Origin of the sequence: Pseudomonas cavernicola, from assembly GCF_003596405.1 — a bacterium.
Classification (GTDB): Bacteria; Pseudomonadota; Gammaproteobacteria; order Pseudomonadales; family Pseudomonadaceae; genus Aquipseudomonas; species Aquipseudomonas cavernicola.
The window spans coordinates 652,311-665,198 of sequence record NZ_QYUR01000008.1; the positions used below are offsets into that span (position 1 = coordinate 652,311).

Annotated in this window: 9 protein-coding genes; 2 read left to right on the top strand and 7 right to left on the bottom strand. The window is 66.4% G+C overall.

What is annotated here, in order from left to right:
- Positions 1-61 precede the first annotated feature (61 nt).
- From D3879_RS25000 to ptsP, 3 genes are read right to left on the bottom strand one after another with little or no spacing between them, the layout of a single operon-like run.
- Positions 62-1,819 (bottom strand): fructose-specific PTS transporter subunit EIIC, encoded by a 1,758-nt coding sequence (locus tag D3879_RS25000; RefSeq protein WP_119956860.1) that lies wholly within the window; start codon positions 1,817-1,819, stop codon positions 62-64.
- On the bottom strand, positions 1,816-2,772 hold the full coding sequence (gene pfkB, locus D3879_RS25005; RefSeq protein ID WP_119956861.1) for a 1-phosphofructokinase: 957 nt from the start codon (positions 2,770-2,772) through the stop codon (positions 1,816-1,818). Before pfkB ends, D3879_RS25000 begins: the two co-directional genes overlap by 4 nt.
- Entirely contained in the window at positions 2,772-5,633 is a 2,862-nt protein-coding gene (gene ptsP / locus D3879_RS25010) for a phosphoenolpyruvate--protein phosphotransferase (RefSeq protein WP_119956862.1), read from the bottom strand. The genes pfkB and ptsP overlap by 1 nt, the downstream gene beginning before the upstream one ends.
- 211 nt (positions 5,634-5,844) lie before the next feature.
- Here ptsP and cra point away from each other — a divergent pair, with 211 nt between their 5' ends.
- Entirely contained in the window at positions 5,845-6,846 is a 1,002-nt protein-coding gene (cra, locus tag D3879_RS25015; protein ID WP_119956863.1) for a catabolite repressor/activator, read from the top strand.
- A 183-nt stretch (positions 6,847-7,029) separates the two neighbouring features.
- On the opposite strand, the gene D3879_RS25020 is transcribed toward cra, so the two are convergent.
- The 4 genes from D3879_RS25020 to zwf form a co-directional block, all read right to left on the bottom strand.
- Positions 7,030-8,655, bottom strand: a complete 1,626-nt coding sequence (locus D3879_RS25020) for an NADP-dependent glyceraldehyde-3-phosphate dehydrogenase (protein ID WP_119956864.1) — start codon at positions 8,653-8,655, stop codon at positions 7,030-7,032.
- A 90-nt stretch (positions 8,656-8,745) separates the two neighbouring features.
- Positions 8,746-9,435 carry a bifunctional 4-hydroxy-2-oxoglutarate aldolase/2-dehydro-3-deoxy-phosphogluconate aldolase gene (locus D3879_RS25025; RefSeq protein ID WP_238474323.1) on the bottom strand — a complete coding sequence of 230 codons (690 nt, stop codon included), beginning with the start codon at positions 9,433-9,435 and terminating at the stop codon, positions 8,746-8,748.
- Between the two features lie 19 nt (positions 9,436-9,454).
- Positions 9,455-10,171 (bottom strand): 6-phosphogluconolactonase, encoded by a 717-nt coding sequence (gene pgl, locus D3879_RS25030; RefSeq protein WP_119956866.1) that lies wholly within the window; start codon positions 10,169-10,171, stop codon positions 9,455-9,457.
- On the bottom strand, positions 10,158-11,627 hold the full coding sequence (gene zwf, locus D3879_RS25035; protein ID WP_119956867.1) for a glucose-6-phosphate dehydrogenase: 1,470 nt from the start codon (positions 11,625-11,627) through the stop codon (positions 10,158-10,160). Before zwf ends, pgl begins: the two co-directional genes overlap by 14 nt.
- Positions 11,628-11,809: 182 nt before the next feature.
- On the opposite strand from zwf, the gene D3879_RS25040 reads away from it, so the two are divergent.
- On the top strand, positions 11,810-12,670 hold the full coding sequence (locus D3879_RS25040) for a MurR/RpiR family transcriptional regulator (protein ID WP_177412495.1): 861 nt from the start codon (positions 11,810-11,812) through the stop codon (positions 12,668-12,670).
- Positions 12,671-12,888 lie beyond the last annotated feature (218 nt).

The window sequence follows — 12,888 nt, forward strand, 5'->3', positions numbered from 1 at the left end:
GTAGTAACGGTCGGACAGCTTGTGCCCAACCCTTGATGTGAGAACCGACGTCAACAGCCAGTCAGGCCACCTTCTTACCTTCGACTAACAATTCCGGCGCTTCGCCAGGCTTGAGCAGCGCATAGAGCATGCCGGTGAGTAGGCTGCCGGCGACTATCGCCAGCAGGTAGAGCAACGCATGGTTGATGGCGTTGGGGATGAGCATGACGAACAGGCCGCCGTGGGGCGCCATCAGCTTGCAGCCGAAGTACATCGTCAACGCACCGGTCAGCGCACCGCCGGCGATGCTCGCCGGGATCACCCGCAGCGGGTCCTTGGCGGCGAAGGGGATGGCGCCCTCGGAAATGAAGCACAGGCCCAGCACCAGCGCCGCCTTGCCGGCCTCGCGCTCGCTCTGGGCGAACTTGCGCCGCGCCAGCAGGCTGGCGATGCCCATGCCGATGGGTGGCACCATGCCGGCAGCCATGGTCGCCGCCATCGGCGCGTAGCTCTGCGAGGCGAGCAGGCCGACGGAGAAGGCATAGGCGGCCTTGTTGATCGGCCCGCCGAGGTCGACGCACATCATCCCGCCCAGCAGCAGGCCAAGGAGGACGGCGTTGGAGGTGCCCATGGTGTCGAGGAAATGGGTCAAGCTGGCGAGCATGCCGGCCACCGGCTTGCCGACCACGAAGATCATCACCAGGCCGGTGAACAGGCTGGCCAGCAGCGGGATGATCAGGATCGGCTTCAGCGCCTCGACGCTCGGCGGCAACTTGGCCCAGCGGTTGATCGCGCGGGCCGAGTAGCCGGCGAGGAAGCCGGCGATGATGCCGCCGATGAAACCGGCTCCCAGGCTGCCGGCCAGCAGCCCGCCGATCATCCCCGGCGCCAGCCCCGGCCGGTCGGCGATGGAATAGGCGATGTAGCCAGCCAGCAGCGGCACCATCAGCTTAAAGGCGGTTTCGCCGCCGATCTGCATCAGCGCGGCGGCCAGGCTGCCTTCCTGCTTGAAGGCCTCGATGCCGAAGACGAAGGACAGAGCGATCATCAGCCCCCCCGCCACCACCATCGGCAACATGTAGGAGACGCCGGTCAGCAGGTGCTTGTAGGCGCCCTTCGATTCGGCCTTGGCCGCGCCTTGCTGGGCGCTGCCGGCGCGGTTCGGCTCCTGCAGCAGGGCTTCGGCCAGGGCGCGCTTGAGGGTCGCCTCGGACTGTTTCAGGGCCACCCCGGTGCCACAACGGAACACGCGCTTGCCGGCGAAGCGGGCGATATCCACCTCGATATCGGTGGCCAGCAGCACCACGTCGGCGGCGGCGATGGCGGCCGCGCTGAGCGGGTCGCGAGCGCCCACCGAGCCCTGGGTTTCTACCTGCAGTTCGTAGTCGAGGCGCTGCGCCGCCTGCTTCAACGCTTCGGCGGCCATGAAGGTGTGCGCCACCCCAGTCGGACAGGCGGTCACTGCCACCACCCGCGGCCTGGCTGCGGCAACAGCGGGCACCGTGGCGGCCGGCGGCTGGGCGCTGGCCTCGTGCATCTGTGCCTCAACGGCGGCGCGTAACAGGAAGGCTTCGCTGTCTCGGAGGGCCTCGGCCGGGGTGGCCAGGAACAGGCGCTTGCCGACGAAGCGGGCAAGATCCAGCGCGCCGCTTTTTACCACCAGCACCCAGTCGGCCGACTCTAGGGTGGCGGCCGACAGCTGGCGGTCCGGATGCTGTGGATCGAACACCTCGACACCGGTGCTCCAGCCCAGGCGCTGGGCTGCCGCATCGAGCAGGCGAGCACAGAGCACGCTGGTGACCATGCCGTTCGGGCAGGCGGTGACTATGGCGAGTTTCATCTGGGCACCTCTTGTTGTTCTGGCAACGCATGCACGACCACTGCGCTTTCGAGTTGTTGCAACTGCACGGCATCGCCGATGCCGACGCCGACCTGGGTCACTGCCTGGGCGGCGATGGCGGTGGCGCAGCGCAAGGTGCGCTGTGCCGGCCAACCGCTGAGCAGCCCATGCAGCATGCCGGCCAGCAGCGAATCGCCGGCCCCCACCGTACTGGCCACTGTCACCCTGGGCGGCAACGCCAGCCATGCCTGGTCCGGGGCGAACCAGCGCACGCCCTCGGCGCCTTGGGAGATCACCACCTGTTCTATGCCCTGGGCCTGCAGACGCGCGGCCTCCTCGGCTTGAGCAGCGAACGACTCCAGCGGCCGGCCACAGACCTCGGCCAGTTCCTCGGTATTCGGCTTGATCAGCCAGGGCGCCGCCACCAGTCCTGCGCGCAGGGCGGCACCGCTGGTATCCAGCGCCACCCGCAGGCCCAGACGCTTGAGGCGCTTGAGCAGTTCGGCCAGCCATTCGGGGCTGACCCCGGGCGGCAGGCTGCCGGCCACCACCGCCAGATCGTGGCCGGCGGCCAGGTTGTCGAGGCGCCCCAGCAAGGTGATCTGGGCCAGTTCGTCGACCTCCGGGCCTGGGCCATTGATATCGGTGATGCGCCCGTCGCTTTCCGCCAACTTGATATTGCTGCGGGTTTCGCCGGGCACGCGGATGAAGCCGTCGACGAAACCGCGCCGGGCGAACAGCGCCTCGAAGGCTGCGGGATTGTCGGCACCGAGGAAGCCGCCGACGGTCAGGTTGTGGCCAAGGTCGGCGAGCACCTGGGCGACATTGAGACCCTTGCCGGCTGCTTGGCTGGCCTGGGTCTCGCTGCGGTTGACCTGGCCGGGTTCGAGGCGCGCCAGGCGCACCGTCAGGTCGAGGGCCGGGTTCAGGGTCAGGGTCAGGATGCGCGCCATCAGAATGTCTCCGCCAGGGCGCGCACCGCCGCTGCGCTCTCCAGGCCAAGTGCCGTACCGGCCAGCTCCTGGGCCGCCGACAGGCTGATCTCGCGCACCCGCGCCTTGACCTCGGCGATGCTGCGCGCGGAAACGCTCAATTCATCCACGCCGAGGCCCACCAGCAAGGGCACCGCCAGCGGGTCCGCAGCCAGCTCGCCACAGACGCCTACCCACTTGCCCTGGGCATGGGCCGCGCGCACCGTTATGTCGATCAATTGCAGCACCGCCGGGTGCAGGCCGTCGGCCTGAGCCGAGAGGGTCGGATGGCCACGGTCGATGGCCAGGCAGTACTGGGTCAGGTCGTTGGTGCCGATGCTGAAGAAGTCCACCTCACGGGCCAGCACCGGGGCGATCAGGGCCGCCGAGGGCACTTCGACCATGATTCCCAGTTGCAGGTCCGCCTGGGGGATCTCCTCGCACAGGCGCCGGGTCATGTCGCGGGCCTGGCGCCACTCCTCGACGCTGCCGACCATGGGGAACATGATCCGCAGCGGGCGGCCGTCGGCGGCCCGCAACAGGGCTCGCAGCTGGGTCTCCATAAGCTGCGGACGGCGCAGGGTCAGGCGCACACCGCGCACACCGAGGAAGGGGTTCTCCTCCTCGGGGATCGGCCAGTAAGGCAGCGGCTTGTCGCCGCCGACATCCAGGGTGCGCGCCACCAGCGGGCGTCCGCCCAAGGCGTCGAAGATGCGCCGGTAGTCGGCCTCTTGGGTCGCCAGGTCCGGCGCCTGCGGGTGCGCCATGAAGATGAACTCGGTGCGCAGCAGGCCGACACCCTCGGCGCCTTCGGCCACCGCCTTGGCCGCGCCGGCGCTGTCGCCGAGGTTGGCGCAGACTTCCACGGCATGGCCGTCGCGGGTCTGCGCCGGCTCGAGCTTGCGTGTCTCGGCTTCGTGCAGGCGGCGCTCGCGGCCTTCCTGCTCCTGGCGGGCACGCTCCAGCATGGCGTTGTCCGGCGCCACCGCCAGACGGCCGCGCTGACCGTCGAGCAGCAACGGCGTGCGCGGTGCCAGCAGCAGCACGGCGGCGCCGGCGCCGACCAGGGCAGGTATGCCCAGGGCGCGGGCGACTATGGCGCTGTGGGAAGTGGCGCCGCCACGGGCGGTGAGGATGCCGGCCACCTTGGTGCGGTCCAGCCGTGCCACATCCGAGGGGGCCATCTCGTCCATCACCAGGATGTAGGGTTCGTCCGGCTCGGGCACCTCCTCCACGCCACAGAGCTGGCCGAGCACGCGGCGGCCAATGTCGCGCAAGTCGGCAGCGCGCTCGGCGAGCAGCGCATCGTGCAGGCTCTCCTGCTGGGCTGCGGCGCTTTCGATCACCGTCATCCAGGCCGCGGCGGCGCTTTCGCCCTGCTTCAGGCGGGTCTCTACTTCGTCGCCGAACTCGGGGTCGGCGAGCATTTCCAGGTGGGTGACGAAGATCTCGCGGATCGCCTTGACTTCGCTGCGCAGCACCAGCCCTTCGATCTCGCCGCGCACATGGGCCAGGGCCTGCTGCAAGCACACACGCTCCAGCGCCGGGGACTCGCCACGCAGCGGGTAGTCGAAGGCCTTGTGCACATGGATATGCGCCGGGCCGATGGCGATGCCCGGCGCGGCGGGCACCGCCTGGAGCAGGCTGCCGGCCGCCGGGGCCTGCAGCGGCAGCTCTTCCGGCTCGGCCTCGACGAGTTGGGGTTGACTGGTCGGCAACGCCTCCACCTCCTCGCCCAGGCCTTGCTCGATGGCCGCCTGCAAGGCCGGCAGAGCCGTGGCGGCGATGCCCGGCTCGGCGAAGATTTCCAGCACCTGGCCACGGCGGACGCCGAGGCTGAGCAGCTTGCTCAGGCTTTTCGCCGAGACCGCGCCGGCGCCGCTGTCAGCCACCCGTACGCGGATCTCGCCGTCGAATTCCTTGGCCAGCTGCACCAACTCCTTGGCCGGACGCGCATGCAGGCCATGGGCGTTGGCCAGCGGCACGCAGAGGCTCGGCCAATCCATCTGCGAGTCGCCGCCGAGGACTTCGAGTACCGCGCGGCGTTGGGTGGCACGCGCCAGTTCGCGGCCACGTCCCTCGATCAGCAACGTGCAAAGGCGTTCCAGCAGAGCCTGGTGGGCATCACCCAGGCTGGCCAGGCAGAACAGACCGCTGAGTGGCTGGTCGAGATAGCGCAACGGCTTGTCCGGCGTCAGGTAGGCCAGCCCGGGACGCTGCACCGCCTGGTCGCTGTTCAGCCACCAGAGGCCGTCGCCTAGCGGCAGGGGTTCGCCATGCAACAGCGTGGCGGCGAAACCACTGCCCACGCAGTCAGCCCGGCGCAGCAGACGGGCGCCCTGCAGCACCAGTTCGTCGAAATCTTCCGCCGGTACGCTGAGGCCGATCAATTGGTCGTCCAGGGCAAGTTCCTGCGGCGCACTCTGCAGTAGCTTGAGTACCTCTTCCGGGCTTTGCGCACGGCGCAGCTCGCTGCCCAGGTCGGCCTCGCCGAGGGCGCGGGTGAGCAGTTGCAGGAGCCGCAGGTGCTCGTCGGACTTGGCGGCGATACCGATGGCCAGGTAAACCAGTTGCCCGTCACCCCAGTCCACGCCGTCGGGAAATTGCAGCAGGCGCACCCCGGTGGCGTGCACCAGGTCACGGGTCTGCGGGGTACCGTGGGGAATCGCGATGCCCTGGCCGAGGTAGGTCGAGCCCTGCCCTTCGCGGGCCTGCAAGCCGGCCAGATAGCCATCGGCGACCAGGCCGTCGGCCTGCAGCCGCTCGGCCAGCATCTGCAGCGCGGTGGACTTGTCCATAGCCGACAGGCCCATGGCTATCTGCTCAGGCGTTAGTTCGAGCATTTCTGTTACCTCCACCGCGAGCCTTTTGGCCCTTTTGTAGTTGTCTTCGATCCATCAGCTGAAGCGCTGGCAATCGCCGGAGCGGTTGCGGTAAAACTGGACAGAGCACTTGCTGAATCGTTTCACTAAACTAAGATGGCACGTTACTCGATATTCTTCGATCCTTGAAGCCCAGCCGATGAAACTTATTCGTCTATGAGGAGCACAACGCTTGAAACTCAGCGATATCGCCCGCCTGGCCGGCGTCTCGGTGACCACGGCCAGCTACGTGATCAACGGCAAGGCCGAGCAGAAACGCATCAGCCCGGCCACCGTGGAGCGGGTGCAAGCGGTGGTCGACGAGCATGGCTTCAAGCCCAACCCGCAGGCCGCCGGCCTGCGCAGCCGGCAGACCCGCACCTTGGGCTTCATCCTCCCGGACCTGGAGAACCCCAGCTACGCGCGCATCGCCAAGCTCCTCGAACAGGGCGCGCGGGCCCGCGGCTACCAGCTGCTGATCGCCAGCTCCGACGACGAAGCGGAGAGCGAGCGCCAGTTGCTCAAGCTGTTCCGCGCGCGCCGCTGCGACGCCCTGATAGTTGCCAGCTGCCTGCCGGAGGGCGATGTCAGCTACCGCCGCCTGCTCGATGAAGGATTGCCGGTGATCGCCGTCGACCGCGTGCTCGACCCGCAACGCTTCTGCTCGGTGGTCAGCGACGATCGCCAGGCCTGCCTGCAACTCACCCAGAGCCTGCTGCAGCCGCCGCCCCGACATATCGCCCTGCTCGGCGCGCGCCCGGAGCTGACCATCAGCAAGGAGCGCTGCGCCGGCTTCCAGCAGGCCGTGGCCGGTTTCTCCGGTGAGGTGCTGATCGAGCATGGCGACAGCTTCAGCCGCGACTGCGGCAGGCGCCTGATGGGCGATCTTCTGGACCGCCTCGGCTACCTGCCGGATGCCCTGATCACCACCGCCTACGTGTTGCTGGCGGGGGTGCTCGACGCGCTGCGCGAACGCGGCGACTGGCCGGGGCAACTGCGCGTCGGCACCTTCGGCGACACCCAGCTGCTGGACTTCCTGCCGTTGCCAGTGAACTCCATGTACCAGCAGCACGAGGTGATCGCGGCGCAGGTCCTGCAACTGGTCTTGGCGGCGGTGGAGCAGGAGCACTACCAGCCCGGCGTTCAGGCCGTGCCGCGCAGCCTCAAGCGACGCCTAGGAGCCTGTCGGGCTTAGACGTCCGTAGCGAGAAAGTCTGGGATTGAGAACGTTTTTTTCACTCGGGCGAGACGAATAGTCACTCTCTTTAACGAGGCTGAGTGGGAAAACGGGCCAATATCCAGGCTTTCGCAGTAGGACAGCGCTAAGTCCGACAGGCTCCTAGACCCGGCCTGAACCGGGTCGGCTCCGCCAGCGCTTTCAGAAGATGTAATCGGTGGTCAGGAAACTCGACTCGCGGTTGCGGATGATCTCGCTGATCAACTCCTTGTTGTCTTCCTGAAACTTGGTGGCCACCAGGGTGCGAATGGAGAAGGTACGCAGCGCGTCATGCACGGAAAGGGTGCCCTCCGCCGAGTTCTTGCGCCCGTTGAAGGGGAAGGTGTCCGGCCCGCGCTGGCACTGCGCGTTGAGGTTGATGCGCCCCACCTGGTTGGCGAAGGCATCCACCAGCCGGCCCACTTGCGCCGGGTCATTGCCGAAGATGCTCAGTTGCTGGCCGTAGTCGGAGTGCAGCACGTAGTCGATCACTTCCTGCAGCTCGCGGTACGGCACCACCGGAATCAGCGGACCGAACTGCTCCTCCTGATAGAGGCGCATGTCCGGGCTCACCGGGCAGAGTAGCGCCGGGTAGAAGAAGCTCTCGCGGCTCGCGCCACCGCCGGGGTTGACCACCCGCGCGCCCTTGCTGGTGGCGTCGTGCAACAGACTGGAGAGAAAGTCCGCCTTGCCCGGCTCGGGCAACGGCGTCAGCGCCACGCCATCTTCCCAGGGCATGCCCGGCTTGAGTGTGGCCAGTTTGGCGCAGAACTTGTCGAGGAACGGCTCCAGCACATCTTCGTGGACAAAGAGGATCTTCAGTGCCGTGCAGCGCTGGCCGTTGAACGACAAGGCGCCGGTGACGGCTTCACTGACCGCGTTGTCCAGGTCGACCTGCGGCAGCACGATGCCGGGGTTCTTCGCATCCAGGCCCAGCGCCGCGCGCAGGCGGTGCGGACGCGGGTGCAGCTTCTTCAGGTCGCTGGCACCCGAGTGGGTGCCGATGAAGGCGAACACGTCGACCTTGCCGCTGGCCATCAGCGCGCTGACGGTGTCGCGGCCACGGCCATAGATGATGTTGATCACCCCGGCCGGGAAGCTGTCGCGGAAGGCCTCCAGCAGCGGGCGGATCAGCAGCACGCCGAACTTAGCCGGCTTGAAGACCACGGTGTTGCCCATGATCAGCGCCGGGATCAGGGTGGTGAAGGTCTCGTTCAGCGGGTAGTTGTAGGGGCCCATACACAGCGCCACGCCCAGCGGCACGCGGCGGATCTGGCCGAGGGTGCCCTGCTCCAGCTCGAAGCGGCTGGAGCGGCGGTCCAGCTCCTTCAGCGCCTCAATGGTGTCGACCATGTAGTCGCAGGTGCGGTCGAATTCTTTCTCCGAGTCCTTGAGGTTCTTGCCGATCTCCCACATCAGCAGCTTGACCACCGCCTCGCGCTGCTGGCGCATGCGCGCCAGGAAGGTCTCCACATGCTGGATGCGTTCGGCCACACGCATGGTCGGCCAGGCGCCCTGACCGTGATCGTAGGCCTGCACCGCAGCGTCCAACGCAGTCAGTGCGGCGTCGGCATCGAGCAGCGGCGTGCTACCCAGTTGCACCTGTTCATCACCGTTTTCCGTCTTCAGGAAAATCGGGCTGCGCACGATCGCCAACGGCCCGCTCCAGTTGCGCAGTTCGCCATTCACCAGGTATTCACGCTGGACTATCGGTTCGCCCGGGCGGTAGCGCTCGGGAATCTCGGCAGCGGTAGGAAACAGGGCATCAAGGTTATTGTTGTTAGTCATTGCTCATCCCTCGGGGGAAGGCGCTCACGGGGAGCCGGGTTGGGTAATCCGTCGATCCGTCGTACCGGCCGTGGCCGGCACGCTGCGGGGTCAGGCCAGCAGTCGCAGGGTCTCAGCGCTGCAGGCGGCGATGCGTTGCCAGTCGCCCTGACGTATCCAGCTGCTGTCCATCATCCAGGTGCCGCCTACGCACATCACATTGGACAGCGCCATGTAGCTCTGCACATTGCCTGGGTTAACACCTCCGGTCGGGCAGAAACGCACACCGGCAAAAGGCCCGCCAAGTGCCTTGAGAGCCGCGACACCGCCACATACCTCGGCAGGGAAGAGCTTGAAACGGCGATAGCCCAAGGCATAACCGAGCATGATCTCCGAGGCGCTACAAATCCCCGGCAGCACAGGCAATGGACTCTGCACGCCGGCCTGCAGCAGCTCGGCGGTACAGCCGGGAGTGACGATGAACTGCGCCCCCGCCGCCTCGGCATCGGCCAACATCTGCTCATCAAGCACCGTACCTGCACCGACGCACAACTCGGGGCGCTGCTCGCGCAACATGCGGATCGCAGTCAGGCCAAGTTCGGAGCGCAGGGTGATTTCCAATGTACGCAGGCCGCCCGCGGCCAAGGCATCGGCCAGCGGCAGGATGTCCGCCTCGCGCTCGATGGTGATGACGGGCAGGATGCGCGCCTGTTCGCACAGCCTGTCGATCTGTGCGGCCTTCTCGGCCATGCTCGGAGCGGCCCCGTGGCTTGCCACCCTACTATTCTGGACGTTGGTCATATCGGCTGATCCTTCTGGCTCATGGGCACCAATAAATCTCGAGGGGACGATGGAGAAAGGCGCGAATTGGCATCTGCGCCTGGTCTACTCCGGCAAGGGCTTCGGCCAGGGTCGCCACCTTGGCATGGCCCTGCACGGCCAGCAGCGCCAGGCGTGCGCTGGCGAGCAAGGCCAGCGGCATGCTCAGGCGCTGCCGGGGCACGCTCGGTGCATGCATCGGCAGGCACCGCTGCGGACAGTCGGTGCTCAACGCCAGCGCGAGGTTCGGGCTGCCGGGAAAGAGCGATGCGGTGTGGCCATCCTCGCCCATGCCCAGCACCAGCACGTCGATGGGCTGCGGCAGCTCGGCCAGAACCTGGTCCGCCAGTTGCGCTGCGTCCTCCAGGCTCTGCGCCGACTGATACAGACCGATGAAACGTGCCTTGGCGGCCGGACCGCGCAACAGATGGCGCTTGACCAGGCCCTCGTTGCTGTCGGCATGGCTGACCGGCACCCAGCGCTCGTCCGCCAGGCTCACCGCCACCCGCGACCAGTCCAGCTCCTGGCTGGACAGACGCTGGAAGAAGGCGATCGGGCTGCGCCCGCCGGATACCACCAGGGATGCCACGCCACGCGCCTCGATGGCCATGCGCAAGGCATGGGCCACCGCCAGCGCCAGCTCAATGGCCAACTGTTCGGGGCTGTTCAGGCTGAGTCCGGTGACCTGCACCGGCAGGTCGAGATTACAGATCGCCATACCAACTCCTGCCATCGCGAGTGATCAATGCAATCGAGGCCACCGGCCCCCAGCTACCCGCCGCATAGGGCTTGGGCGAGTCGCCTTGCCGCTGCCAGCCGGCGATCAGCTGGTCGCACCACCTCCAGGCGTACTCGATCTCGTCCTTGCGCACGAAGAGGTTCTGGTTGCCCTTCATGACTTCCAGCACTAGACGCTCATAGGCATCCGGAATCCGCGAGCTCCGGTAGGTATCGGAGAAGCTCAGCTGCAGCGGGCGGCTGCGCAGCTGCATGCCTTTGTCCAGGCCCTGGTCCTTGGTCATCACTTGCAGGGAAATGCCCTCGTCCGGCTGCAGGCGGATGATCAGGCGATTGCTGATTATCGGGCGCTGTTCAGGGGCGAAGATGTAGTGCGGCGGCTCCTTGAAGTGGATGACGATCTGCGACAGCTTCTGCGGCATGCGCTTGCCGGTGCGCAGGTAGAAGGGCACACCGGACCAGCGCCAGTTGCGGATTTCCGCTCGCAGCGCGACGAAGGTTTCGGTGTCGCTCTGGGCATTGGCGTTGTCTTCCTCCAGGTAGCCCGGCACTGTCTTGCCGAGGATGCTGCCAGCGATGTACTGGCCGCGCACCACCTGCTGTCCCAACTGTTCGACGGTGATCGGCGCCAGTGCCTTGAGCACCTTGACCTTCTCGTCGCGGATGCTGTCCGCCGAGAGATCGCTGGGCGGGTCCATGGCGATCAGGCAGAGCAACTGCAGCAGGTGGTTCTGGATCATGTCGCGCAGCTGGCCGGCCTCGTCGAAGTAGCCCCAGCGGCCCTCGATGCCCACCTGCTCCGCCACGGTGATCTCGACATGGGAAATGTGGTGCTGATTCCACTGCGTCTCGAACAGGCTGTTGGCAAACCGCAGGGCGATCAGGTTCTGCACTGTTTCCTTGCCCAGGTAGTGATCGATCCGGTAGATGCGGTTTTCCGGGAAGTGCAGCGCGACAGCATCATTGACCTTGCGCGATGACGCCAGGTCGTGGCCGATGGGCTTCTCCAATACCACCCGGGTCACATCCGTCAGCCCGGTCTGCGCCAGTCCGGCGCAAATCGCCCCGTACACAGAGGCGGGCGTGGCGAAGTAGGCGATCAGCCGCTCCACGCGCCCCAGCTTGTCTGCCAGTGCGGCGTAGTCCTCGGCCTGGAGGAAATCCATCGTCAGGTAGTCCACGCGCGCCATGAAGCGCTGCATGGCCACTTCATCGATTTCGCGTGCCGGCACGTGGCGGCGCAGGTGCTCGTCGATAGCGGACAGGTGGCTGCTCGGCTCGCCCGTTTCGCGGGCCAGGGCAAGGATGCGCGTCTCGGCATGCAGCAGGCCGGCGCGGTCCAGTTGATAAAGGGCGGGAAACAGCTTGCGCAACGCAAGATCACCCAAGGCCCCGAAGAGGGCGATGGTGCAGGGCTCGACAGTAATTGAGGTCATAATATTTGTTCTTCTACCTAATACAGCGTTAGAAATACACCTAATGAAACGATTCATCAATACGCGGTGTAGTAATAAAACTACATTTATACATAACTCAGATTCCGATGGCCCCGACCGGAAGCGCTCAGTACGATAGGCCACCGAATGCATTGCCTTTCCCAGGAACCGACATGGACCGCATGCACAACCTGCTGGAGCAGATCCAGAACCGCCTCGAAGAACTCAACAAGGCCGAGCGCAAGGTCGCCGAAGCGATCCTCCAGGCCCCGCAGCAAGCCACCCGCTACAGCATCGCCGCGCTGGCCCAGGCGGCGCAGGTCAGCGAGCCGACGGTGAACCGCTTCTGCCGTTCGTTCGGCGTCAACGGCTACCCGGAACTGAAGATGCAACTGGCCCAGAGCCTGGCCAGCGGCGCCGCCTATGTCAGCCGCGCGGTGGAAGCCAACGACGGCCCCGAGGCCTACACCCGGAAGATCTTCGGCAGCGCCATCGCCTCGCTGGACAGCGCCTGCCAGAGCCTCGATCCGCAACTGATCAGCCGCGCCGTGGACCTGATGATCCAGGCGCGGCAGATCCACTTCTTCGGCCTCGGCGCGTCCGCCTCCGTGGCCCTCGATGCCCAGCACAAGTTCTTCCGCTTCAACCTCGCGGTGTCCGCCCATTCCGATGTGCTGATGCAGCGCATGCTGGCTTCGGTGGCCCATACCGGCGACCTCTTCGTGATCATTTCCTACACTGGCCGTACCCGCGACTTGGTAGAAGTGGCACGCCTGGCAAGGCAGAACGGCGCTTCAGTGCTCGGCCTCACCGCCGCCGGCTCGCCGCTGGCCAAGACCAGCACCCTGAGCCTGGACATCCCGCTGCCGGAGGACACCGACATCTATATGCCGATGACCTCGCGTATCATCCAGCTCACCGTGCTCGACGTGCTTGCTACCGGCATGACCCTGCGCCGTGGCGTGGACTTCCAACCACACCTGCGCAAGATCAAGGAGAGCCTCAACGCCAGCCGCTACCCGAGCGACGAAGAGCCAAACTGAGCCCCAAGGCTGCCTTCTCACTCTTCCTCCACAGTGCGGGTGAAACCCGCATGACCACCGTGCGTCGTCCCATTCGGCGGGTTTCACCCGCCCTACTGACTGATCCCCGACGCGGCCCCATCACTCTCACTCTCACTCTCACTCTGACCCCACAGTGCGGGTGCAAGCCGCTTGACCATCGCGCGGTGCTCCATTCGGCGGGTTTCACCCGCCCTACG

What these genes read in the sequence shown, in the direction of transcription:
- D3879_RS25000 (WP_119956860.1), bottom strand. Translation starts at nt 1,819, where the DNA reads ATGAAACTCGCCATAGTCACCGCCTGCCCGAACGGCATGGTCACCAGC.
- pfkB (WP_119956861.1), bottom strand. Translation starts at nt 2,772, where the DNA reads ATGGCGCGCATCCTGACCCTGACCCTGAACCCGGCCCTCGACCTGACG.
- ptsP (WP_119956862.1), bottom strand. Translation starts at nt 5,633, where the DNA reads ATGCTCGAACTAACGCCTGAGCAGATAGCCATGGGCCTGTCGGCTATG.
- D3879_RS25020 (WP_119956864.1), bottom strand. Translation starts at nt 8,655, where the DNA reads ATGACTAACAACAATAACCTTGATGCCCTGTTTCCTACCGCTGCCGAG.
- D3879_RS25025 (WP_238474323.1), bottom strand. Translation starts at nt 9,435, where the DNA reads ATGACCAACGTCCAGAATAGTAGGGTGGCAAGCCACGGGGCCGCTCCG.
- pgl (WP_119956866.1), bottom strand. Translation starts at nt 10,171, where the DNA reads ATGGCGATCTGTAATCTCGACCTGCCGGTGCAGGTCACCGGACTCAGC.
- zwf (WP_119956867.1), bottom strand. Translation starts at nt 11,627, where the DNA reads ATGACCTCAATTACTGTCGAGCCCTGCACCATCGCCCTCTTCGGGGCC.
- D3879_RS25040 (WP_177412495.1), top strand. Translation starts at nt 11,810, where the DNA reads ATGCACAACCTGCTGGAGCAGATCCAGAACCGCCTCGAAGAACTCAAC.